The sequence below is a fragment of the Arthrobacter sp. HY1533 genome, assembly GCF_027568515.1.
GTDB lineage: Bacteria > Actinomycetota > Actinomycetes > Actinomycetales > Micrococcaceae > Specibacter.
The window spans coordinates 56,302-80,022 of sequence record NZ_JANKZF010000009.1 but is presented as its reverse complement, the minus strand read 5'-3'; the positions used below and the strand labels follow the sequence as shown (position 1 = coordinate 80,022).

At 66.3% G+C, this 23,721-nt stretch carries 22 protein-coding genes; 7 read left to right on the top strand and 15 right to left on the bottom strand.

The window, feature by feature from the left end; all coding sequences use genetic code 11:
* Nucleotides 1-41 precede the first annotated feature (41 nt).
* A complete protein-coding gene (locus tag PCK14_RS09225) occupies nt 42-1,373 on the bottom strand; it encodes a PhoH family protein (protein ID WP_269938317.1) in 1,332 nt (443 codons plus the stop codon).
* Nucleotides 1,374-1,558: 185 nt separating this feature from the next.
* On the bottom strand, nt 1,559-2,320 hold the full coding sequence (locus PCK14_RS09220; protein ID WP_269938316.1) for an isoprenyl transferase: 762 nt from the start codon (nt 2,318-2,320) through the stop codon (nt 1,559-1,561).
* A 177-nt stretch (nt 2,321-2,497) separates the two neighbouring features.
* Between PCK14_RS09220 and trhA the strand changes: the two genes are divergently transcribed.
* Nucleotides 2,498-3,145: a PAQR family membrane homeostasis protein TrhA gene (gene trhA, locus PCK14_RS09215; protein WP_269938181.1), complete on the top strand. Its 648-nt coding sequence runs from the start codon at nt 2,498-2,500 to the stop codon at nt 3,143-3,145.
* Nucleotides 3,146-3,204: 59 nt separating this feature from the next.
* Here the strand turns inward: trhA and PCK14_RS09210 are convergent, their stop codons facing one another.
* Nucleotides 3,205-3,813, bottom strand: coding sequence for a TetR/AcrR family transcriptional regulator (locus tag PCK14_RS09210; RefSeq protein WP_269938180.1), 609 nt, complete (start codon nt 3,811-3,813; stop codon nt 3,205-3,207).
* Between the two features lie 76 nt (nt 3,814-3,889).
* Between PCK14_RS09210 and PCK14_RS09205 the strand changes: the two genes are divergently transcribed.
* Nucleotides 3,890-4,375: a cupin domain-containing protein gene (locus PCK14_RS09205; RefSeq protein WP_269938179.1), complete on the top strand. Its 486-nt coding sequence runs from the start codon at nt 3,890-3,892 to the stop codon at nt 4,373-4,375.
* 157 nt (nt 4,376-4,532) lie between these two features.
* Here PCK14_RS09205 and PCK14_RS09200 read toward each other — a convergent pair whose 3' ends face one another.
* The 6 genes from PCK14_RS09200 to mca are packed head-to-tail and all read right to left on the bottom strand — an operon-like array spanning nt 4,533 to nt 11,217.
* A complete protein-coding gene (locus PCK14_RS09200) occupies nt 4,533-5,741 on the bottom strand; it encodes an ABC transporter permease (protein ID WP_269938178.1) in 1,209 nt (402 codons plus the stop codon).
* Nucleotides 5,738-6,514 carry an ABC transporter ATP-binding protein gene (locus tag PCK14_RS09195; RefSeq protein WP_269938177.1) on the bottom strand — a complete coding sequence of 259 codons (777 nt, stop codon included), beginning with the start codon at nt 6,512-6,514 and terminating at the stop codon, nt 5,738-5,740. Before PCK14_RS09195 ends, PCK14_RS09200 begins: the two co-directional genes overlap by 4 nt.
* Before the next feature lie 2 nt (nt 6,515-6,516).
* A complete protein-coding gene (locus PCK14_RS09190) occupies nt 6,517-7,584 on the bottom strand; it encodes an efflux RND transporter periplasmic adaptor subunit (RefSeq protein WP_269938176.1) in 1,068 nt (355 codons plus the stop codon).
* Between the two features lie 59 nt (nt 7,585-7,643).
* Entirely contained in the window at nt 7,644-9,875 is a 2,232-nt protein-coding gene (locus PCK14_RS09185; RefSeq protein WP_269938175.1) for a thioredoxin domain-containing protein, read from the bottom strand.
* A 9-nt stretch (nt 9,876-9,884) separates the two neighbouring features.
* Nucleotides 9,885-10,250 carry a hypothetical protein gene (locus PCK14_RS09180; protein ID WP_269938174.1) on the bottom strand — a complete coding sequence of 122 codons (366 nt, stop codon included), beginning with the start codon at nt 10,248-10,250 and terminating at the stop codon, nt 9,885-9,887.
* Between the two features lie 58 nt (nt 10,251-10,308).
* The gene (gene mca / locus PCK14_RS09175) at nt 10,309-11,217 is read right to left on the bottom strand and encodes a mycothiol conjugate amidase Mca (RefSeq protein ID WP_269938173.1); all 909 of its coding nucleotides are present in this window, start codon (nt 11,215-11,217) and stop codon (nt 10,309-10,311) included.
* 210 nt (nt 11,218-11,427) lie between these two features.
* Between mca and PCK14_RS09170 the strand changes: the two genes are divergently transcribed.
* Both PCK14_RS09170 and greA read left to right on the top strand, forming a co-directional pair.
* On the top strand, nt 11,428-11,799 hold the full coding sequence (locus PCK14_RS09170; RefSeq protein ID WP_269938172.1) for a DUF4307 domain-containing protein: 372 nt from the start codon (nt 11,428-11,430) through the stop codon (nt 11,797-11,799).
* 191 nt (nt 11,800-11,990) lie between these two features.
* The gene (gene greA, locus PCK14_RS09165) at nt 11,991-12,485 is read left to right on the top strand and encodes a transcription elongation factor GreA (protein WP_269938171.1); all 495 of its coding nucleotides are present in this window, start codon (nt 11,991-11,993) and stop codon (nt 12,483-12,485) included.
* Nucleotides 12,486-12,563: 78 nt separating this feature from the next.
* On the opposite strand, the gene PCK14_RS09160 is transcribed toward greA, so the two are convergent.
* The 4 genes from PCK14_RS09160 to PCK14_RS09145 form a co-directional block, all read right to left on the bottom strand.
* Complete coding sequence (locus PCK14_RS09160; RefSeq protein WP_269938170.1) at nt 12,564-13,955, bottom strand: hypothetical protein; 1,392 nt, start codon at nt 13,953-13,955, stop codon at nt 12,564-12,566.
* Nucleotides 13,956-14,055: 100 nt separating this feature from the next.
* Complete coding sequence (gene ilvA, locus PCK14_RS09155) at nt 14,056-15,294, bottom strand: threonine ammonia-lyase (protein ID WP_269938169.1); 1,239 nt, start codon at nt 15,292-15,294, stop codon at nt 14,056-14,058.
* A 77-nt stretch (nt 15,295-15,371) separates the two neighbouring features.
* Nucleotides 15,372-16,583 (bottom strand): AI-2E family transporter, encoded by a 1,212-nt coding sequence (locus PCK14_RS09150; protein ID WP_269938168.1) that lies wholly within the window; start codon nt 16,581-16,583, stop codon nt 15,372-15,374.
* Between the two features lie 85 nt (nt 16,584-16,668).
* Nucleotides 16,669-17,598 (bottom strand): aldose 1-epimerase family protein, encoded by a 930-nt coding sequence (locus tag PCK14_RS09145; protein ID WP_269938167.1) that lies wholly within the window; start codon nt 17,596-17,598, stop codon nt 16,669-16,671.
* 144 nt (nt 17,599-17,742) lie between these two features.
* Here PCK14_RS09145 and PCK14_RS09140 point away from each other — a divergent pair, with 144 nt between their 5' ends.
* Genes PCK14_RS09140 through galK form a run of 3 tightly spaced genes read left to right on the top strand, consistent with a single transcriptional unit; the run spans nt 17,743 to nt 20,863 of the window.
* Nucleotides 17,743-18,591, top strand: a complete 849-nt coding sequence (locus tag PCK14_RS09140) for a DeoR/GlpR family DNA-binding transcription regulator (protein ID WP_269938166.1) — start codon at nt 17,743-17,745, stop codon at nt 18,589-18,591.
* Nucleotides 18,588-19,706, top strand: a complete 1,119-nt coding sequence (gene galT, locus PCK14_RS09135) for a galactose-1-phosphate uridylyltransferase (RefSeq protein ID WP_269938165.1) — start codon at nt 18,588-18,590, stop codon at nt 19,704-19,706. Before PCK14_RS09140 ends, galT begins: the two co-directional genes overlap by 4 nt.
* Nucleotides 19,703-20,863 carry a galactokinase gene (gene galK / locus PCK14_RS09130; protein WP_269938164.1) on the top strand — a complete coding sequence of 387 codons (1,161 nt, stop codon included), beginning with the start codon at nt 19,703-19,705 and terminating at the stop codon, nt 20,861-20,863. The genes galT and galK overlap by 4 nt, the downstream gene beginning before the upstream one ends.
* Before the next feature lie 92 nt (nt 20,864-20,955).
* On the opposite strand, the gene PCK14_RS09125 is transcribed toward galK, so the two are convergent.
* Nucleotides 20,956-22,143, bottom strand: coding sequence for a TerC family protein (locus PCK14_RS09125; protein WP_269938163.1), 1,188 nt, complete (start codon nt 22,141-22,143; stop codon nt 20,956-20,958).
* Nucleotides 22,144-22,525: 382 nt separating this feature from the next.
* Nucleotides 22,526-23,713, bottom strand: coding sequence for a TerC family protein (locus PCK14_RS09120; RefSeq protein WP_269938162.1), 1,188 nt, complete (start codon nt 23,711-23,713; stop codon nt 22,526-22,528).
* Nucleotides 23,714-23,721: the final 8 nt, after the last annotated feature.

Genomic DNA, 23,721 nt, shown 5'->3' with positions numbered 1-23,721 from the left:
TTATCCCACTGGGACAACGGCATCAACTGCACTCTCACGGACTAGATTTCGGCGCGCTCCAGCATTTCCGAGACGAGCGCGGCAATCGGGGAACGCTCGGAGCGTGTCAGCGTCACGTGGCCGAACAGCGGATGCCCCTTGAGCGTCTCCACCACGGCCACGATCCCGTCGTGGCGGCCCACCCGGAGGTTGTCGCGCTGGGCGACGTCGTGGGTCAGGACAATCTTGGAGCGCTGGCCGATGCGGCTCATGACCGTCAGCAGCACGTTCTTCTCCAGTGACTGGGCCTCATCCACGATCACGAAGGAATCGTGCAGGGATCGGCCACGAATGTGGGTCAGCGGCAGGACCTCCAGCAGCCCGCGCTCCATGATCTCGTCCATGAGGGTGTCGGAGACCACCGAGCCCAGCGTGTCAAAGACGGCCTGGGCCCACGGGTTCATCTTCTCGCTCTCGGAGCCGGGCAGGTACCCCAGCTCCTGCCCGCCCACGGCGTAGAGGGGACGGAACACCACCACCTTGCGGTGTTCATTGCGCTCCAGCACGGCCTCAAGACCGGCGCACAGGGCCAGCGCGCTCTTGCCCGTTCCGGCCCGTCCGCCCAGGGACACAATGCCGACGTCCGGGTCCATCAGCAGGTCAAGGGCCAGGCGCTGCTCGGCCGAGCGCCCGTGCAGGCCAAATGCCTCCCTGTCGCCGCGCACCAGGCGCACCTGCTGGTCCTCCCCCACGCGGCCCAGGGCCGAGCCGCGGTTGCTGGTGATGACAAGCGAGGTGTTCACGGGCAGCACGGCGGCGTCGGGGATCGGCACGGGTTCGTGGTTGTACAGCGCCGTCATCTCGGCCTCGGTGGCCTCCACCTCGTCCACACCGGTCCAGCCCGAATCCTGGACGAGTTCGTTGCGGTACTCCTCCGCCGCCAGGCCCAGGGCAGAGGCCTTGACCCGCATCGGCACATCCTTGGACACCACCGTGACATTGTGTCCCTCGTTGGCGAGGTTCCGCGCAACGGCCAGGATGCGTGAGTCGTTGTCCATGCCGCGCATGCCCGCCGGAAGCACCTCCAGAGAAACGTGGTTGAGCTCCACACGGAACGTCCCGCCGTCGTTCCCCAAGGGAACCGGGGTGGCCAGGCCGCCGTGGCGCTCGCGCATCTCGTCCAGGAGCCTCAGGGCGGTACGGGCAAAGTAGCCCAGCTCGGGGTCGTGGCGTTTGCCCTCCAGCTCCGAGACCACAACGATCGGCACCACCACATGGTGCTCGGCGAAGCGGGTGACCGCCCGCGGGTCCGACAGCAGGACAGAGGTGTCAATGACATAGGTGCGCAATTTTGTTGCGGTGTGCGAGTCGTGCGAATGCTGCCCAAGGTTCATGGTTTCAACCACGTTTCGCTCCAGCCCTTCCGGACCATCGCTGCGTCCGGAATTCCAGTCGGTACGTCGGGCGGAGTTGCCCTCCGTTGACTCCAAGCTACGCCGCGAAAATCGTCAAAAGCGTTAGAAACGCCTTGATGGAAGTTAATTTTCGGCAAACGCTTGGGGCGGCAAGCCGGACGGCGTCAGCTGCCGAAGCGGCGGCTGCGGCCCGCGTAGTCGCGCAGGGCGCGCAGGAAGTCGATCTTGCGGAAGGCCGGCCACAGGGCCTCGCAGAAGTAGAACTCGCTGTAGGCGCTTTGCCACATGAGGAAGCCGGAGAGGCGCTGTTCGCCGGAAGTGCGGATCACCAGGTCCGGATCGGGCTGGCCGCGGGTGTACAGGAACTTGGAGATGTCATCGACCGTCAGGGAGTCCGCAACCTCGGCCATGCTGCGCCCGGCGGCGTCGGCGTCGTGCATGAGCTCGCGGACGGCGTCGACAATTTCCCGCCGGCCACCGTAGCCGATGGCCATGTTCACGTGGATGCGCTCCTTGGCCGGGGTGCGGGCCGTGAGCGAGGACAGCCGGGCGGCCAGGTAGTCAGGCAGCAGCTCCGGCGCCCCCATGGCGTGGACGCTGATGTCGGCGTCGGCGTCCAGCAGGTCAAGGGTGTTGGCGATGATTCCCATGAGTTCGTCCAGCTCTTCGGCGGAGCGGCTCATGTTGTCGGTGGAGAGCATGTAGAGCGTGACGACCTTGATGCCCAGGTCCTGGCACCAGCCCAGGAATTCCAGGATCTTGTCGGCGCCGGCCTGGTGGCCCTCGCTCGTGGGGGCGTTGAACTGCTTGGCCCAGCGGCGGTTGCCGTCCACCATGACGCCGATGTGGCCGGGAACGCTGCCCAGGTCCAGGGCCCTGGCCAATCGGCGCTCATAAAAGTTGTAGAGAACCTTGGGCATCCGCATGGACGCGGTGGACAACCGCATAGAAAGTGCACCGGACCTTTGCGAATCATGGCCCTGCGGCCTTGCGAATCTTGCTGCTTACAGAGTACCCGCCCGGCCCGCAAAAACTCATCAAGGCAACCACCCATTGCCGCTACTGGACAGTAACTTAGCCGGCGGCCGCGCTATGCTTTTCCCATGAGCACCCTTCCCGGCACGGAACTCAAGCCCACCTGGCGCGGCTGGCTGCACGCCGGAACCGCACCGCTGGTTCTCGTTGCGGGGACCATCCTGGTGGCACTTGCCCCGGGCACAGGCGCCAAGATTGCCTGTGCCATCTACGTGGTCACGGGCGTGCTGCTATTTGGCACAAGCGCGCTGTATCACCGCGGGAACTGGCAGCCCAAGTCCAGGGCCCTGCTCAAGCGGCTGGACCACAGCAACATCATGCTGGTCATTGCCGGCTCCTACACGCCCCTGTCTTACCTGATGCTGCCGCGCCCCACCGCGACCCTGCTGCTGTGGATGATCTGGGTTGGCGCCGTTGCCGGGGTGGTGTTCCGGGTCCTGTGGGTGGGCGCACCCCGGTGGCTGTACGTGCCCATTTACGTGCTGCTGGGCATCACGGCCCTGTTCTTCCTGCCGGATTTCTGGGCCGCCGGGGCCCTGCCCACCGTGCTCATCTGCCTGGGCGGGGCCATGTACATTGCCGGCGCCGTCATTTACGGGATCAAGAAGCCCAACTTCAGCCACCGGCACTTCGGCTTCCACGAGTTGTTCCACGCGCTCACCGTGGCGGGCTTCGCCATCCACTTCCTCGCCGTGGTGCTGGTGGTCTTCGCCTGACCGGCCCGGCGGAGCCAGCCCCCAAGCCGCGGCAGGCTCCACAAACATCCCGCAGCACATCAATAGGCAGGAGGACCTGCCTCAAGCGCATGGCGGAGCAAGGCCTGGGCGCTCCACCGCATGGACGCAAATGCCTCGTCCCGGGACAAGGCGCCAATGTCCGTCAGCCACACCAGCGACTCGATGCCGATGGCGCTGCGAATCGCCAGCACCAGCCGGCGGATTTCCGCGTCCCCAAGCTTGCCGGCCAGCGGCTCGAGCGCCTCCGTGATCCACGGTATGGCCCGGCCTTGCCGCAACGGCAGATCGTTGCCCGGGAGCTCGGGATCAAGCGAGAGTTTCAGCATGGTGCGTTGCTGGACTTCCGTTTCCATGATCATGCCGATGAACTTGACCACGACGGCGTCCAGCCGTTGCGCCGGATTGTCACCCGGGTTCTCCGGCAGCATGGAGGTCAGTCCCGTTTCAGGATGGGCCGCAGCCAACAGCTCGCGCTGGCCGGGAAAATAGCGGTATGCCGTGCTCCGTGCGACGCCGGCGGCTAGTGCGGCATCGTCCACGGTTGGGGTTTTTCCGTCCGCGACCATTCCCCGGGCCGCCTCAACCAGGGCGTTGAAGGTTCGAAGCTTCTGGCCGCTGCGTCCGAGTTCCATATAAGGCCTTGACATGACACTCATGATACCGCAGTCTTGTTATGAGACATTAGTCCCATAAAGCTGTTTGTTCAACAACGAGGCGAGTCCCATGGACACGAAGAAGCAGGGCCAGTCATTCATCCGCCAGAACGGGGAGGGTGAGCGGCGGTGGTTCTATGGCGGCGGCGTCCACACGTGGCTGGCCAAGGCCGAGGAAACCGGCGGGGCGTTCTTGATCAACCGTGACGACATGGAACGCGGCAAGGTGACACCCATGCACATCCATCCGGAGACGGACGAAACGTTGTTCGTCCTCTCCGGCGAAATCCTGATGAACATCGACGGCGCTGAACGGCCGGTGGCGGCAGGCGGGCTGGCCGTCGCCCTGCGCGGGGTGCCGCACGCCTTCAAGGCACTGGCCGAGGACACCAGCATCCTGTGCTTCCAGACTCCCGGAAATGCGCAGGGGTTCTACCTGGGGGCCAGCATTCCCATGGACGCGCCCGACGCCGGCGTGGTTGATTTCGACAAGGTCATGGAGTCCGGACGGCTCAACGGCGGTATCGAAATTGTGGGCCCACCGCCGTTTGACTAGGCGTCCGCGAAAAACGGCCATTAGGTGATGCAGCGTCCCCGAAAAACGGCCATTAGGTGATGGAGCGTTTGCAAAAAAACAGACATCAAGTGATGCCGCGTCGGTGAAAAATGGACATCAAGTGATGCCGCGTCGGAGCGTGGGGAGGGCGGAGAGGTTAGAAGCGGATCGCGTCGATGACCTTGACCCGGATGGCCACGAGCGCCGGAATGGCACCTGCCAGCGCACCCACCACAACAGCTGCGCCCAGCCCCAGCAGCGCCGCCTCGACGGGGAACGCCGGGTAGGCGTCGAGGCTTGGCGCCACCTTTGATTCCACCCACGGGTTCTTCACGATGGCCACGGCCAGCATGACGCCCAGGGCGCCGGCCACGGTGGTGGCCACGACGGACTCCATCATGACGCCGGTGAAAATCCGCCCCGAGGTGGCGCCAAAGCTGCGCCGGATGCCGATCTCGCGCACTCGGTACCGCACGGTGACCATGGAAATGTTCAGCAGCCCCACGGCCCCCAGCAGCAGGATCAACGCCGCAATGCCGGAGACCATCAGCTGCACCATGGCAAACGGGTCCCCATAGGCGGCGAAGTCGCTGCGGTACACCCCCACATATGCCCCTGGCAGCTGCTGGGTCAGGTCGGCGTTGAGCTTTTGCACGAGCTCCTCGGCCATGCCCGCCGGCACCCAGATGCGCATTTCCTGCCCCTGGCCCATGGAGGCATCGGCGCCAATGCCCGCGGCCGCGGCCGCCTCGGTGAGGATGAACGCCTGCGGCATCGCCCCCGGGTACTGGTCGGGCATGACCCCGATGACCACGGCTGTGGCAGCGGTGGATCCCAGGATGGTGGTCTGCGGGTTCGTGGCCAGGCTTGGCCGTCCGGCGGCGGAGTAAAACGCCTCGTTGACGACGACGGCGGGAGCCAGCCGCTCGGCGTCGTCCGGTGCGAACCACCCACCTTGGGTGACGTCCACCCGGTGGATGGTGCCGTAGGGCGGGTCCACCACCGTGAGTTCCACGTTTTGCACACCGCCCGGGAACTGGAAGCGGCCCTGGGCACGCACCAGGCGCGAGTAGTGCGTGAAGCCGTAGCGTTCAACCGTGGCGTCCAGGACGCGCCTGGTCTTGGCCTCGTCGGGGGCCACGGCGCTGCCGGGATCGGCGGATGCGGTAAGGGTCAGTGTGGCCTCGCGGCCGCCGTTGCGCTCGGAATCCGCGCGCATTCCCTCGCGGGCCAGGTTGCCCACCCCCACCACAGTGGTGAGCACGGCAACGGACAGGGCCACCCCAATGAGGGCCAGCAGCACACGGGTCTTGTGGATGCGCAGTTCCGACCAGGCCTCGACCATGGTGGAAATGAACGCGGTCATGCGCCCACCTCCGCGAGGGCCGCGGCGGGCGTGAGCACGCCGGCGTCGAGCCGGTAGCGGCTGCGTGCGCGGGCCGCCACGTTGAGGTCGTGCGTGATGGTCACCAGGGCCGCACCAGATTCGGTGGCAATGGCATCCAGCAGGTCCATGACGGCCTGCCCGGTATCCACGTCCAGGGCGCCGGTGGGTTCATCGGCCAGGATCAGCCGGGGGCGGCGCACCAGCGCACGGGCTATGGCCACGCGCTGCTGCTCGCCGCCGGAAAGCATGTGCGGCTGCGTGCCTGCCCGGGCGGACAGGCCCACCCGGTCAAGCATGTCCATGCCGATCTGGTTGCGCCGCCAAAATTCCCTGGCGGTGCCGTACATCAGCGGTGTCACCACATTCTCCAGGGCCGTGCGCCCGGGCAGCAGGTTGAACTGCTGGAACACGAAGCCGATGCTGGAGCCGCGCAGCCGTGCCCGGGCGTTGTTGCCCAGCTTCGCCACGGGGGTTCCCTCGAAGCTCATGTGTCCGCTGCTGGGCACGTCCAGAAGGCCCAGGATGTTCAGCAGCGTTGACTTGCCACAGCCGGAGCGGCCCACAATGGCCGTGTGGTCGCCCACCCGCACCTGCAGGTCCACACCGCGCAGGATGTGCAGCTCCTCGTCGTCGGGCAGGATCACCGTGCGGGTCACGTTTTGCAGGTCGACCAGGGGCGCGGTGGCAGGGTCGACGCCGGGGACCACGTCGCTGTTGTCGCCGTCGCCTTCGTCACTGGGGAAGATTGTCATGCTCAGCCGCCCATCGGGCCGAAGCCGGCCATCTGCCCGTCGGGCATGGGGGCGTCAACGCCGGGGACGAACTCCAGCACCTGCTGGCCCTCGTCCAGGCCGGAAACAATCTCCACGACATTGCCGTCGTTCAGGCCCAGCAGGACCTTGCGTTCCTCGGGCACGCCGGCGCCGTCGGCCGACGGGATCCAGACAACGCCGTTCTGCACGGAGCCCTTGACGGCCGTCAGTGGAAGGGTGACTACGTCCTTGGCCTCGCCGGCGGTGAGGGTGATGGTGGCCCCCAGCCCGGGGAAGACTGTGGTGCCCGCCGGAACTGCACAGCTGACCTGGCCGGTGCCGGTCTCGGCCGGCGCGGGGCCGCCCGGGCCGCCCGGGATGGCGGCGGCGCCCGTTCCTGTGCCTTCGGTCGCGGTCTTGTTGCTCAACTGGACGTCCTGGCAGGCGAAGGGTGCGGGCCCGTTGGCGATGGAGCCGGTGGCCGTGGCGGGCTTGCCCATGAGCCGGAACTGCTGGGCCGTGCTGAGCGAGCCCGTGATGGAGAAGGTGCCCGGGGCGATGGTCCCGGCCTGGTCCCCCACGCCGACCTCCTGGTTCAGCAACACCGAGAGCGTGTCCAGGGTGCCCGCGGCGGGTGCCAGGACGTCGGTGAAGGCATAGACCGGGGCGGGAGCGGCGGGCGGGGCGGCGTCTTCGCCATCCGCGCCGGACGCGGGGGCGGGGGCCTGGGCGGCGGGGTCGGGCGCCACCTCACTGCGGACCTGGAAGAGCGGCGCGCCGGCACCGACGGTTGCACCCTTTTCGACGAAGAAGAACACCACCTTGCCGGCGGCGGTGGCACGGACCGGAACGGCGGGGTCGCTCTGGACGGTGCCGGCCAAGTCCACGGTGTTGGTGACCGTGGCGCGTCCGGCCTCGATGACCGGTGCCTGGACCCTGGCCTGCGGCTCGGGCAGCTGGCCCTCATCCGCCAGCCCGTCAATGAAGGCTAGCTTGACCAGCGCCGCGGCAATGATGCTGAAGATCAACAGCCAGATGATTGGAAAAACTACACGTCGCAAAATTCGCATTGCTGATTCCTTCCGGATTCCCCCACAAGTCCCCGGACGGAGAAGTGCACTCAAACAATCTAACCGACGGGGGTGGAGCTTCCGTGGAGGCCGCGGCCGGGCCGGTCCAGGAGCTGCCGCAATTCCTCCGGAGCGGAGACGGGGCGGGCGCACACCATGTTGCGGCACACGTGGGCCAGCACGGGCGGGGATCCCGCCGGCCGCCCGGACATGCCGCGGCCCTCCAGCAGCGGCGCGGGCGGGGAACCTTCGCCGTCCCACACGGCAACCACCATGCCCGGCGAGGCCGAGGCCCGGACAACTTCCAGCAGGGCCTCCCGCTCCGGACCCGCCGCTCCCACGACGGCGACCTCCAGCGGGCCCGCCGCGAGGGCCTCGGCCACGGCCAGCATCCCGCCGGCCGAGCGCGGTGCCCTGAGTGCGAGATCCGGCAACGTGGCCAGCATGCCCGCAACGATTCTGCGGTGGCGGCCCGATCCCGTGTACCCGGCCCATGAGGTGAACGCCGCGGCAAGCAGCGCCGCTCCCCCGGCGGTTGCGTTGTCGAAGGGGTCGGCAAAGCGTGAACCGGCCCGGGCACCGGCACCCAGGGCACCGCCTGAGGCAGCATCGGCGTGCGCCCCGTGGTTGAACACCGTCCCGCCGGCAATGAAATCCCGTTCCATGGCGTCGATGAGCTCCCCGGCAAAATCAAGCCAGCGGCGCTCGCCCGTGGCTGCATACAGTGCCAGGTAGCCGTTGGCGCAGGCCGCGTAGTCCTCCAGCAGCCCCTTGATGCCGCGGGCGCGGCCCGCATGAGAGACGCGCCGCAGCTGGCCGTCCCAGTGAACAGTGTGGATATAGTTGCCCAGTTCGACGGCGGCCGCCACCCAGGCGGGCTCCGCCAGGACCGTCCCGGCCTCGGCCAGGGCCGCCATGAGCATGCCGTTCCAGCCGGCCACCACCTTGTCATCGCGGGCCGGCATGGCCCGGGCCGCCCGCCTCCGCAGCAGGGCAGGTTCTATGCGATCCCATTGCCCACGCTCGGCTGCCGTCAGCGGACGTGCCGCATGCAGCGGCCGGGGCGGGTGGCCGGCGACGCCCATGAAGCTGGCCACGGCTGCGCCCAGCTCCTGGGCCTGTGCCTGCGGCCCGTCACCGGCCACATCCTGAGCCGCAGCTACGAGTTGATCCAGTGTCCAGGTGTAGCTGGCACCCTCGTGGTGCACGCCGTCGACCACTGTGTCCGCGTCCAGGGAGGAGGCGAAGGCGCCACCGGGCAGGCGCAACTCGGCCAGCAGCCACGCAACCGTGGCGGCCACGGCCTCCCTTGCCTCCTCGGCACCCAGCGGCGCGGGCCCGCCCGGGGAGGCAACGCCGTCGTCCGGCGAAAGGGCAGCGGCGGCATCCTGCCCCGTGAGCCGGATCCAGTGCACCAGAACCTGCAGCAGGCCGGCGTTGTCGTACAGCATTTTCTCGTAGTGCGGCTCTGACCAGTCGGCCGTGACACTGTAGCGGGCAAAGCCGCCGCCCAGACGGTCAAACAGGGCCGATCGCACCATGGCGCCCAGTGTCCGGCCGGCCAGCCCGTGGGCAATCCCCGCAGTGGGGGCGTCCGAGGCGGCATGGCGCAGCAGGAATTCCAGGGCCGGGGTGGGCGGGAACTTCGGCGCCGTGCCGAATCCGCCGTGGACGGGGTCCTCCGCCCGGGCCAGGGCGGAGACGGCCTGCTGCGCCGCGGCGGCAAGGTCCGGGCCCTGCTCCACGCCCGGCTCCACGGCGGGCTCGACGGCGGCGTCCGTGTGCAGCTGCCACATGGGCTTGGACAGGGCATCCGCGAGGGCGTTGGCCGTGTCCTCCACCTCGCCACGGCGCAGGGTCCAGGCCTCCCCGACGGCCTCCAGGACCTGCCGGAAGGAGGGCTGCCCCGGGGCGGGCGCGGGCGGGAAGTATGTTCCGGCGTAGAAGGCGCGGCCGTCGGGGGTCAGAAAGACACTCATGGGCCAGCCGCCCTGGCCGCTCAGGGCCTGGGTGGCCGCCATATAGGCATCGTCCACGTCGGGGCGTTCCTCGCGGTCCACCTTGATGGGGACGAAGTGCTCGTTCAGGAACGCGCCAATGGCCGGGTCCTCAAAGGATTCCCCGGCCATGACGTGGCACCAGTGGCACGCGGCGTACCCCACCGACAGAAAAATGGGGACGCCGCGTTCGGCCGCCTCGGCGAAGGCGGCGTCGTCAAACGGCTGCCAGTTGACGGGGTTGTGGGCATGCTGGCGGAGGTACGCGCTCGGTTCCCCCGCCAGCCTGTTCATGGCAGGGTGCTACTTGGCGTCCGGCGCGCCAGGAGCTTCGGCGTCCCCGGCGGGCGCCGGCGATTGCGCGGGAACGGACGGGGCGTCGTCGAACGTGTACGCGGCGTTCTTCATGGCAGTCTCGGACATGATCGGGATGCCCATGTATTCGCTCGGGGTGCCGGCATGCTCTTCCTCCACCTGGGCCCGGTAGCGGACACGGCGGATGCGCTTGACCATGTCGCGGATCAAAAAGAACATGACCACCACAATGCTGAAGGTGATGATGAAGCCGAGCAGGCCGGGGGTGATCTGGTCCTCCGTCAGCCCCGGGCGCAGGCCCGGCTGCGGCGGAATCGCGGGGTCGGTGGCGGCCAGCAAAATCAAAGTGTGCACAATTCGTCTTTCGTTTCATCACCGGCCGGCATGGTGCCGGCCAGAAAACGTCCACTGACTATCGTAAGCCAGCAAACAGGTCGTTCTCTGGGAGCGTGGTGGGCACCCTGGACTCAATGAGGGAATAGTCCTCCCACGGCCACACCTTGCGCTGCATGTGCGGGCTCACGGCGAAGAAGAATCCTTCGGGGTCCACCTGGGTTGCGTGGGCGCGCAGGGCGTCGTCGCGGGTTTCAAAGTAGTCGCCACAGTCAATCTGCGTGGTGGTGGCGTGCGGGCCGGCCACGGGGGTGTGGCCCTCGCTGTCGGCCTCAAGCCAGGCGGCGAGGCGCTCGGCGTAGGGCGAGGCGAGCCCGGCCTCCTCAAGGGCAAAGTGCAGGGCGCGGAAACGCTGCGGGTTGAAGGCGCGGTCGTAGTACAGCTTGGACGGCTCCCATGCCTCCCCCGTGCCGGGGTACTTTTCCGGGTCCCCGGCCGCATGGAAGGCCTCGACGGCCACCTTGTGGGCCATGATGTGGTCCGGGTGCGGGTAGCCGCCGTTTTCGTCATAGGAGATGATCACGTGCGGGCGGAAGCGGCGCACCAGGCGCACCAGGGGTGCCGCGGCAATCTCCAGCGGCTTGAGGGCAAAGCAGTTCGCCGGCAGCGGGGGCAGCGGCTCGCCCTCGGGCAGGCCGGAGTCGGTGAAGCCCAGCCATTGCTGTTGGATGCCCAGTATCTCTGCGGCCTTGGCCATTTCCAGGCGCCGGGCACCGCCCATGTCACGGGCGGGGTGGGGTGCGTTGATAAGGGCCGGGTTCTGGATGTCTCCGCGTTCCCCGCCCGTGCATGTGGCAACCATCACCTCGACGCCGGCGGCGGCGTAGGAGGCCATCGTTGCGGCGCCCTTGCTGGCCTCGTCGTCGGGGTGGGCATGGACCGCCAAAAGTCGCAGCTTTCCGCCTGCGGGGCTCTTGCTGGTGTTCACGGGCTACCTTCAATTCTTTGCAACTGCTGTGGAACGGGCAAAAAGACAATGGCCAAATAAACGCTAAACTTGTCGTTGAGTCCAACGCCTCCGCCATGGGGCGGCCAGACCGCGGCATGCGCGGCACAGACACAAGTGGATGCAGTGACAAATTCTGATTCTCCAGCAGCTACCAGCCTAGCCAATCGTTACGGCACACCCAAGCGGGCAGTGTCCAAAAAAACGCAGAAAATTCTCCTGGCGGTGGCAGCCGTGCTGTCCCTGACCTGGATCCTGTGGACCATTGTGGGCGGCAACACGGGCGTCAGCCAGAAAATCCTCAGCTACAACGTGGTGGATGCCACCATGACCACGGTTGACCTGGCTGTGACGAAGGCCCCCGAGGCCACGGCGAGGTGCGCCGTGAAGGCCATGAACGAGGCCTATGCCGTGGTGGGCTGGAATGTCATCACGGTGGGCCCCAACGGCAAGGAGGCCGGCAGCGAGAACGGCCGCACCACCACTGTCCGCGGCGAGATCCGCACGGATTCCCTGGCTGTGACAGGCGTGGTGGAAAACTGCTGGATCGTGCCGTCCCCGTAACACGGGCAACCCGCATTCTTGGGTTTATCCGCCTTATTGACTAAACTGTCATCTATTACCATTTGCCCCGCTTGGTGGGCCCATGGAATCCCCGGCGCCACATGTGCCCTTGTTCACAAGGGTGCGGGCCCCGGACTCCACTGGACCACCTGCTGCGGGGCCTTTGCTTTTGTACATTCAAGGAGAACTACGTGGCTACCACCAACAGTGCGCCCCCCTCTGCATGGCTGACCCAGGAAGCGTTCGACCGCCTCCAGGCCGAGCTGACCCAGCTCTCCGGCCCCGGCCGCGCCGAAATTGTCAGCAAGATTGAACAAGCCCGCCAGGAAGGCGACTTGAAGGAAAACGGCGGCTACCACGCCGCCAAGGATGAGCAGGGCAAGATCGAGGCCCGCATCCGCCAGCTCAGTGAAATGCTGCGCTACGCCCGCGTGGGCGACGCCCCGGCCGACGACGGCATTGTGGAGCAGGGCATGGTGGTGGTTGCGACCATCGCAGGAGACGAGACCACCTTCCTGCTCGGCAGCCGCGAAGTTGGCGCCGGAGACCTTGAGGTCTACAGCGAGCGTTCGGCACTCGGTGCCGCCATCATGGGTTCCAAGGTGGGCGACAAGCTCAGCTACCAGGCACCCAACGGCCGCGAAATCCCGGTGGAGATCATCTCCGCCAAGCCGTACCAGGGCTAAGGCGCCTGCCCCTTTCCGGGCTGCAAAAAGGCCGGGTTTCCATTGGAAACCCGGCCTTTTTTGTGCCTTCGGAGCTATTTATCCGTGCGTACGACGCCGGAAGCCTGGTGCCAGCGCCGCGCCGCCCAGGAGCAGCAAGAGTGCCGCAACGGCAACGGGCAGGGCCGTGCTGGCCACGCCCGTGTTGGCCAGCTGCTGCGTTGCTCCGCCCGCGGCATTCACAGTGGCAACGGGTGTCTGCGTTGCGGCGGGTGCCGTGGTGGCCGGCGTTGTCGGCACAACCTCCCCGGGAACAGTGCCGGGCACAGTGACGTGGACGGCGGCGCCCCGGACGGGAACGCCGTCAAAGCTTGTCTGCACGGGTGTCAGGGTGTGCTTGCCTGCGCTGAGCGCCGCGGTGGCGACGCAGCCAAAGGCCCCGTTGGCGTCTGCCTTGGCGGTGCACACTGTTGTGCCGTTGCCGTCCACCACGGCAACGGTGCTGAACGCGCCGGCCGTGCCTTCAATGACCGCCAGGGCCGCGGCAAATCCGCCGGTGGCGGGCCGCACGATGACAGGGGTGACCTGCACGGCGAGGGTGGTGACTGTGCCCATTACGGAGCCGACGCCGTCGAGTGAGGTTTCCGGGAAAACTTCAAGGCTGCCCACGAACAACTTCCGTGCCATGGGGCAGCTGAACGTGCCATCGGCACCCACCTTTGCGGTGCAAAGTGCCAGGCCGCTGCGTCCGTGATTGATGGAAATATCGGTGCCCGGGTGGGCCGTGCCGGAAAATACGGGCAGGTCGCCCACCACGGCACCGTTGGCCGGGCTGGTGATGACCGGGTCGGCAATGACCGTCCATGACGTGGCTGCGCCCACCACCACGGACCCCGCCACCACAGTCATGGACGGGGCCAGGGTCAGCGGCCCCTCCGGAAGGGCCTCGGACGGAATGCACTGGAAGTCGCCCCAGTCATCGGAAACCGTGGTGCAGACGGCGGTGCCGCCCGCCGCGACCATTTGCACCTGAACGCCGGGCAGCGCCGTGCCTGAAAACGCCTGTCGTGCGGAGACGAGCGCGCCAGCCTGCGGGTAGCCCACCTGGATGGAGTACTCGGCCGTGACCTGGACCGTGTTGCCCACCGTGCTGGCGCCGTCGGGCGTGGTGGCGGTGACTGTCAGCTCGTTCGGCCCGGCGGGAAGCAGTTCCGTGCCCGTGCACTGGAAGTAGCCGAAGTCGTCAATGGGTGCCGAGCACACGGGGGTGCCGTTGCCGTCGGCAATCGAGGCAGTGGTGCCCGGTTCGCCCGTGCCCGAAATATTCGGAACGTCGTGGAACACCGCGCCTTCGAACGGGTCGGTGATGGCGGGGACCTGGCCCGGGTCGGCGGCCGCCGGCAGCGCCGCCACCCCGGCCAACGAGGCCAGCAAGGTGGCAACGGCCAGGCAGGCCCCTGCGCGCCGAAGATTCCTTAAAGCAGTACGCATGGTGATGCAGTCCCCCTGTGCAGTTGTGGCGGGCCTGGATTGGCCCTCATAAAGTATCCACGGCGGGGCAGCTTCTGGGAAGCGCCCCGCCGGGTGGTGGCTAGTGGACCACGATGGGCTGGAAGCCCTCGGCGCGCAGGGCCGTGAGGACCTGTTCGCAGTGCTCGTGGCCCTTGGTTTCCAGGTTTACCGTGATGGAGACGTCGCCCATGGAGATGGAGCCGCCCACGCGGGTGTGGTCCACGCCGGTGACGTTGGCGTCGTTCTCGGCAATGATGCGTGAGATGGTGGCCAGGGAGCCGGGGCGGTCGTTGAGCATGATGCGCACTGTCATGAAACGCCCCGCTGCCGAGAGGCCGCGCTGGATGACCTTGAGCATGAGCATGGGGTCAATGTTGCCGCCGGAGAGGATCACGGCGGTGGTGCCGGGGTTCTCAATCTTGCCTTCCATGAGCGCCGCAACGCCCACGGCACCGGCAGGCTCCACCACCATCTTGGCGCGTTCCAGCAGGAAGATCAGGGCCCGTGCCAGCGAGTCCTCGCTGACGGTGACAACGTCGTCAACGAGTTCGCGGATGATCGAGAACGGCAGCTGTCCGGGCCGGCCCACGGCGATGCCGTCGGCCATGGTGGAGACCTTTTTCAGCGGCACCAGGGCATCGGCGGCCAGCGAGGGCGGGTAGGCTGCGGCGTTTTCCGCCTGCACGCCAATGACGCGGATCTCGCGGCCCAGTTCCTTGGCCCGGGCCTTGACGGCCACGGCCACCCCGGCCAGCAGTCCGCCGCCGCCGACACCCATGATGATGGTGTCCACATTGGGGACCTGGTCCAGGATTTCCAGGCCGATGGTGCCCTGCCCGGCCACCACGTCCACGTTGTCGAAGGGGTGGACAAACACGGCGCCGGATTCGTTGGCGTAGCGCTCGGCCTCGGCCAGGGACTCGTCAACGTTGTAGCCGTGCAGCACCACCTCGGCGCCGTGCCCGCGCGTCGCGGCCAGCTTGGGCAGGGCCACGCCGACGGGCATGTAGATGCGGGCCTTGATGCCCAGCGCCTTGGCCGCCACGGCAACACCCTGCGCGTGGTTTCCGGCCGAGGCCGCCACCACGCCGCGGGAGCGCTCCTCGGCCGTCAACCGGGCCATGCGCACATAGGCGCCACGGACCTTGAACGAGCCCGCACGCTGCAGGTTTTCGCACTTGAAAAAGACCTCGGAGCCGGTGGTGCGCCCCAGCGCCCGCGAACTCTCAATGGGCGTGAGCGCAATAATCTCCTGCAGCAGTTCCCGGGCCTGTTCAACATCGGCAAGGGTCACGGGGAGATCGCTGGTTGCGTTCACGGTTCATTTCTCTTTCTCTGGGAACTGCTGCGGAACAAAACTTGCAGGGCACGGCGTGCGCGCCCCGTCAGGGGAAGTTAACTTTCGACGCCGGGGCCCGGCTGTCCGTCCCCGCCGGGCTGGGCGGCACCCGGGTCCGTGACGGGCCCGGCGTCGGGCGTGGCAGGGGACAGCCCATAAATGTCCGGCAGGCCGGGATCGTTCTCCCAGCCGCGGGCGGCAATGTAGCGGATGAAGGAGTTGGCCACGGCCAGCATGGGGACGGCGAACAGGGCGCCGAGGATGCCGGCAACGCCGGAGCCGGCGGCCACGGCCAGGATCACGGCGACCGGGTGGAGGGACACGGCGCGGCCCATGATGAAGGGCTGGAGCAGGTGGCTTTCGAGCTGCTGGACCAGCAGGACGATGCCGAGCATGATCAGCGCGTTGACCCAGCCGTTGGCAACCAGGGCCAGCAGGACGGCCACGGCGCCGGTGACCAGCGCACCCACCACGGGGATGAACGAGCCCACGAACACCAGCACGCCCAGCGGCAGGGCCAGCGGGACCTGGATGATGGCGGCGCCGGCGCCAATGCCGATGGCGTCCACGGCGGCCACGAGGATCTGCACGCGGGCGTAGTTGCCCAGCGAGGTCCAGCCGCGGCGGGCGGCACCGTCCACGGCGGGGCGGGCGCGACGCGGGAAGAACTTGACCACAAACGCCCAGATGTCCTGGCCCTCGAGCAGGAAGAACAGCAGGATGAACAGGGTCAGCAGCAGGCCGACGCCGAAGTGGGTGACGCTGGTGCCGATGCCCAGGGCGCTGGAGAGAATGGTGCCGGTGTTGTTCTGCAGGGCGGTGAGTGCCTCGTTGAGGTACTTGGTGACCTGGTCGTTGCTCAGGCCGAACGGGCCGTCATTGAGCCAGTTCTGGATTTGGATCAGGCCCGTGATGGCCTGTTCGCTCAGGTCGCTGAAGCCGACCACCAGCTGGCGGCCCACCAGGACCAGGGCACCGGCCACCAGGAGGATGAGGCCGCCTTCGGCCGCTGCAACACTGAGCCCCTGCGGCACGCCGAGCGACTTGAGCTTTTTGACCACTGGCCGCAGCAGCGTGGCCAGGATCGTGGCGATCATGATGGGGACAATGAGGATGCTGACCTTGGCCAGCAGCCAGATCAGCATGGCCGAGACAACGAGGACGATCGCCACGCGCCACGACCAGGCGCCGGCAACCCTCATGCCATATGGCACCACTGAAGAATCATTCAGGACTTCGCGCTCGTGGCGCTGCTGCTCTGGCGTCATAGAGACAATAATTCCCCATGTGGCAAAAATACGTTAAACGGAGTCCATTTTCCGCGTGGGGCCGCGGGCGGCACCGGCGGTCCGCCTAGATGCCTTCGCTGTCGATGCCCCAGTTCATGGTGAAGCTCTCCCCCGGTGCCAGCCAGCGCAGGCCCTCGCCTGAGTTGAAGGCGTTGGCCGGACCGGTCATGGGCTCCATGGCGACGGCCAGGGAACGGCCCGGGAAGTCATCGGTGATGTAGACGTGGACAAAGCTGACGCTGCCGTCGTGCCACAGTCCCACGCTGCGCCCGTCGGGGGCCGACAGCGTGTGCCGGGCCACGCCGTCGTCCGTCACCAGGGCCGTGAACGCCGTGTCCATGAGGGACTCGGGCACGGGGCGGCCGGAGCGGAGGTCGAACTTGCCGGTGACCGGGACAGTGCCGGTGGGAATCATGCGTTCATTGGCCGTCAGGTATTGCCCGGCGTTGAGCGTGATGGCCAGATCCTCCGGGGCCACCCCGCCAATGGTGAAGTAGGGGTGGGCGCCCAGCACGAAGGGGGCGGGGCGGGCGGAGTCGTTGATGAGGGTCTGGGCAACGCGCAGTTCACCGTCGGCGCCGAGTTCGTAGCGGACCTGGTGGCGTGCCAGGAAGGGGTAGCCGTGCTGGGGGTGGATGACGGCCTCGAGGAGCACATGCTCTTCGCTGCTTTCGAGGGCGTGGTAGCCGGTGTTGCGCAGCAGGCCGTGGATGGCGTTGTTGCGCGGCACCTCCGTGATGTCCAGCTGCTGCGGCTTGCCCTCAAGCTCCCACAGCCCGCCGTCCACGCGGTTGGCAAAGGGGGCCAGCGTGATGCCCGCGGCGCCCGGGGCGATGGCGTCCAGGGGGTAGCCCTCCACGAGCTCCACGCCGCCGCGGTCGTAGTGGCGCAGGCCTGCCGCGAGGGACGTGACAACGGCCGTGGCGTCGCCGCGTCGCAGGGTGAACTGGGTGCCGGTGGCCGGTGCGCCGGGAAGCCCGGTGGGATTTGTCATGGGGCAAGGGTACATTGCCACGAACGTAAAATAGGCCGTGCCGCGCGTCACATGGCGACAAACGCGAAAGCCCCAATGTAATATTTTGTTTGAAACTGTTACTTTTAAGCTGCTTCAACCCATCGCCCAGAACAGGGGTCCACCATGTTGGCACCGGAACGCCAGGCACGCATCCTGAAGGAACTTCAACTCCACGAGGCCGTGCGTGTGGCTGACATTGCATCATCGCTCAATGTCAGTGAAATGACCATCCGCCGCGACATTGAGGCACTCGACCAGGGCGGGCTGGCGCGCAAGATCCACGGCGGCGCCATGCGCCTGGCGCGGCTGAGCGCGCTTGAGCCGGGATTCCTGCTCAACGCGGACAAGCAGCTTGAGGACAAGCTGGCCATCGCCGCACAGGCCCTTGCACTTATCCAGCCGGGCATGACACTTGCCATGACGGGCGGCACCACCACCTACCAGCTGGCCGTGCGCCTGGCACCCGAGCTGGACCGGCTGCGCGGGCTGACAGTGGTCACCAACTCCCTGAAGGTGGCCGAGCTGCTGTACCTGCAGCAGGGCACCTCGGATTTGAAGGTCATCGTCACGGGCGGGGAGCGCACACCCTCGGAGGCACTCGTTGGCCCCGTGGCGCGCCTGGTCCTGGGCCACCTCAACACAGATGTGTGCTTCATGGGCGTGCACGGGATCGACGCCGAGCGGGGACTCACGAGCCCCAACGCGCTCGAGGCCGAAACCAACGCCGCGTTTGTCCAGGCCACAACCCGCCTGGTCATCCTCGCCGACAGCACCAAGTTCCAGGTCCGTTCGCTGGCCTCCATTGCCCCCCTGTCCGCGGTGGACACCATCATCACTGACGATTCCATCAAGACCCCAACCGGCGAGCTGTTCGCCTCCCGCGTGCCGCATTTCATCAAGGCACCGGCCCAGCAGGAGACCGCCTTCCACGCGGAATCCGACGCCAACATTGCCAACAGGAAGACTTCATGACCAAAGCCACCAGCACCCTCCTGGCCGACGGCCGGGAACTCATTTACTTCGACGACGGCGGCACGGCCAAGGCCCACACGGCCGCGGACACGCGCCCGCTGGACCCGCGCTCGGAAGAAAACACGGGCGAGCTTCGCTTCGACGCCCTGACCGGCGACTGGGTTGCCATTGCCGCACACCGCCAGAGCCGCACCTACCTGCCCCCGGCGGACCAGTGCCCGCTGTGCCCCACCACTGGCAGCAACCTCTCGGAAATCCCCGACTCCGCCTATGACGTGGCGGTGTTTGAGAACCGCTTCCCCTCGCTGGGCCCGGCCACCGGATCCATCCCGGAGTCGCCGGCATGGGGCACCAAGGGCCGCGCGTTTGGCCGCTGCGAGGTTGTGGCGTTCACCCCCGAGCACACAGGTTCATTCGGCGGGCTGTCCACGGAGCGCGCACGCACCGTCATTGACGCCTGGGCGCACAGGACCGAGGCGCTCAGTGCACTTCCCGGCGTCAAGCAGGTGTTCCCGTTCGAGAATCGCGGCCAGGACATTGGCGTGACGCTGCACCACCCGCACGGGCAGATCTACGCCTACTCCTATGTGCCCCCGCGCAGCCAGGTCATGGCCACGGCGGCGCGCAGCTTCTACGACGCCCACGACGGCCGCGAAACCCTCATGGGCAGCATCGTGGCCCGGGAGTCCGAGTCAGGTGAGCGCATGGTGGCCCAGGGCGAGCACTTCAGCGCCTATGTGCCCTTCGCCGCGCACATGCCGCTGGAAATCCACCTGGCACCGCACCGCCATGTTCCGGACTTCGCCGCCCTGAACGACGCCGAGCGCGACGAACTGTCCGTCATGTACCTGGACATCCTGCGCACCCTGGACAACATTTACGACACCCCCACCCCGTACATCGCCGCCTGGCACCAGGCCCCGCTGGATGCGCTGCTGCGCCCTGCCGGCCGCTTCCACCTGGAGCTGACCAGCCCGCGCCGCGCCGCGGACAAGCTGAAGTTCCTGGCCGGTTCCGAGGCGGCCATGGGCGCCTTCATCAACGACACCACCCCCGAGCAGACGGCCGCCATGCTGCGCCAGGTCGCTGCACGAATGAAAGCAGGACAGGCATGAGCGCCTCCCTTGACCCGGCCTTCGTAGCCGCCTCCTTCGAGAAGACCTTTGGCGAAACGCCCGACGGCGTCTGGGCGGCACCCGGTCGCGTGAACCTTATCGGTGAGCACACGGACTACAACGAGGGCTTTGTGCTGCCGTTCGCCATTGACCGGGCCGCCGCCGTGGCCATCCGCCGCCGCGAAGGCAGCACGGCCCGGCTGGTCTCCAGCTTCGGCGACCAGGGTGTGGTGACCGTGGACCTGGACGGGCTCTCGCAGGACACCATGTCCGGCTGGACGGCCTACCCGCTGGGCGTCGTGTGGGTGTTGCGCCAAATGGGCGTCGAGATCGGCGGCTTTGACCTGTACCTGCACTCAACCGTGCCCTCCGGCGCCGGCCTGTCCTCCTCGGCGGCCATTGAGTGCGCCGTGGCCACGGCCTTCAACGAACTTCAGGGTGCAGGGCTGAGCCTGAACGAGCTGGTGCTTGTGGGCCAGCGTGCCGAGAACGAGGTAGTGGGCGCGCCGACAGGCATCCTGGACCAGTCCGCCTCACTGCTGTCCACCGACGGCCACGCAGTCTTCCTGGACTGCCGCACACAGGAATCGAAGCTTGTGCCCCTGGACCTGGCTGCCGCCGGGCTGCTGATCCTGGTGGTGGACACCAAGGTCACCCACGCGCACGCCACGGGCGGCTATGCGGCCCGCCGCGCGTCCTGCGAACTGGGCGCCGAGGTGCTGGGCGTTGCCTCGCTGCGCGACGTCGATGCAGCGGGTCTCCCCGAGGCGGCCGGCCTGCTGGATGAGGAGACGTTCCGCCGGGTCCGCCACATTGTGACCGAGAACCAGCGCGTCCTGGACACCGTTGCGGTGCTGGACGACGCCGGCCCGGCCGCCATTGGCGGGCTGCTCACCGCAAGCCACGCCTCCATGCGCGACGACTTTGAAATCTCCTGCCCCGAGCTGGACCTGGCCGTGGACACGGCACTGGCCCATGGCGCGCTGGGTGCCCGCATGACCGGCGGCGGCTTTGGCGGTTCCGCCATTGCCCTCATCCCGGTGGCCAGCCAGGCTGCCGTGGGTGCAGCCGTGCTGGCCGCCTTTGCCGACGCCGGCTTCACCGCCCCGGACATCTTCGCCGTCTCCCCCGCGCCGGGTGCGCGGAAGATCTCCTAGCAATCCCCTATTAAGCAAAGAGGGTCTCGACAGGCTCGACCACCGCTGGTCGAGCCCGTCGAGACCTCGCTGGTCGAGCTTGTCGAGACCTTTTACGCGCCCAGGTGGTCCTTGTGGGCCTGGTGCGCTTGTGCGATCTGCTCCAGGATCTCCTCGGACTCCGGGTGCTTGTCACGGTACTTGGTCTCCATGGCCGAGATCGTCTTCTCCTCCACCATCAGCATCCCGTACACGCGCTCACGCTCGCCCTTGTCAGCGGTGTAGTCCAGGTCCAGGTAGCTCACCGCGTGGCGGCGGGCATTGTTCAGCACCGTCTGCGCCTTGCCGGACTTGCTCACCAAGGAGGCCACAACCGTGACCACCAGGACACCGATGATGACCGTCAGGGACAAGCCCGTGGAAATCTCAAACACCGGGACATGCTCGCCACCGTTGATGAACGGCAAGTTGTTCTCATGCAAAGCGTGCAGGACCAGCTTCACACCAATGAACGCCAGGATCGCAGCCAGGCCGTAAGAGAGGTAGATCAAACGGTCCAGCAGGCCATCGAGCAGGAAGTACAGCTGGCGCAGGCCCATCAGGGAGAACGCGGTGGCCGTGAACACGATGTACACGTTCTGGGTCAGGCCGAAGATGGCCGGGATGGAATCCAGTGCGAACAGCAGGTCGGTGCCACCAATGGCCACCATGACCAGCAGCATCGGGGTCAGGACCTTCTTGCCATCAATCTTCGTGACCAGCTTGTCGCCGTCGTAGTGCTCGGAGGTGTTGAAGAAACGCTTGGCCAACTTGATGATGAAGTTGTCAGCATCGTCCCCGCCACTGTCCTCACCCTTGAGCAAGTTCCCGGCAGTGACCAGCAAGATGATGCCGAAGATGTAGAACATCCAGGACCAGGTGTTGATCAACGCGGCACCGGCAAAGATGAAGCCCGTGCGGGCAATCAGCGCAAAAACAATGCCGAACAGCAGAACCTTCTGCTGGTCCTCACGCGGAACCTTGAAGCTGGCCATGATGACCAGGAACACAAACAAGTTATCAACGCTCAGCGCCTTTTCGGTGATGTACCCGGCGAAGTACTCGCCACCCATGGTGGCACCGCCAAACACAAACACCACGATGCCAAACACAACAGCCAGACCCACATAAATGGAGGACCAAACGGCCGCTTCCTTCAACGTGGGAATATGCGCCTTGCGAATGTGGAAGAAGTAGTCAAAGGCCAAAAGGGCCAAAATAACCACAATGGTAATGCCCCAGATCAGGGGGGAAACAGTCATGATTCAGACTTTCGGTAGGAGGGCAGCGACTATCGCCGCAAGTCTCTCCACCGGCTGAAAAAACAGCCGTACACCGAACCCGGCGGGGCTTCATTGCCCCACGTGTTGACGGATTCAGCGCTGCGGGATACTCCCCTACGCTTTGACCAGCATATCCGATCCGCTCCGGAAGTGAAATCCGGCCCGGCCCCGGGTGCCCGGAAGATCTCCTGGCAATCCCCTATTAAGCAAAGAGGGTCTCGACAGGCTCGACCACCGCTGGTCGAGCCCGTCGAGACCTCGCTGGTCGAGCCTGGGCCCACGCGCCCGAGGGACCCAAACGGCGGCTCGCTTGCGAGCCGCCGTTTGGGAGGGCGTGGGGAGCGAGACCCTTTGTTGCGAACTACGCGCTCAGGTGGTCCGCGTGGGCCTGGTGCGCTTCGGCGATCTGCTCCAGAATCTCCTCAGATTCCGGGTGCTTGTCGCGGTACTTGGTTTCCAGAACCGCGATGGCCTTTTCCTCTTCCATGAGCAGGTTGTACACGCGCTCACGCTCGCCCTTGTCTGCGGTGTAATCCAGGTCAAGGTAGCTGACAGCGTGGCGACGGGCATTGTTCAGCACCGTCTGCGCCTTGCCGGACTTGCTCACCAAGGAGGCCACAACCGTGACCACCAGGACACCGATGATGACCGTCAGGGACAAGCCCGTGGAGATCTCAAAGACCGGGACATGCTCGCCACCGTTGATGAACGGCAAGTTGTTCTCATGCAAAGCGTGCAGGACCAGCTTCACACCAATGAACGCCAGGATCGCAGCCAGGCCGTAAGAGAGGTAGATCAAACGGTCCAGCAGGCCATCGAGCAGGAAGTACAGCTGGCGCAGGCCCATCAGGGAGAACGCGGTGGCTGTGAACACGATGTACACGTTCTGGGTCAGGCCGAAGATGGCCGGGATGGAATCCAGTGCGAACAGCAGGTCGGTGCCACCAATGGCCACCATGACCAGCAGCATCGGGGTCAGGACCTTCTTGCCATCAATCTTCGTGACCAGCTTGTCGCCGTCGTAGTGCTCGGAAGTGTTGAAGAAACGCTTGGCCAACTTGATGATGAAGTTGTCAGCATCGTCATCGCCGCTGTCCTCGCCCTTGAGCAAGTTACCGGCAGTGACCAGCAAGATGATGCCGAAGATGTAGAACATCCAGGACCAGGTGTTGATCAGCGCGGCACCGGCAAAGATGAAGCCCGTGCGGGCAATCAGCGCAAAAACAATGCCGAACAGCAGAACCTTCTGCTGGTCCTCACGCGGAACCTTGAAGCTGGCCATGATGACCAGGAAGACAAACAAGTTATCAACGCTCAGCGCTTTTTCGGTGATGTAGCCGGCGAAGTACTCGCCACCCATGGTGGCACCGCCAAACGCAAACATAGCGATGCCGAAGACAACAGCCAAGCCGACGTAAATCGACGACCAGATGGCAGCTTCCTTCAACGTGGGAATATGCGCCTTGCGAATGTGGAAGAAGTAGTCAAAGGCCAGAAGGGCCAAAATAACCACAATGGTAATGCCCCAAATCAGGGGTGAAACGTTCATGAGCTGCT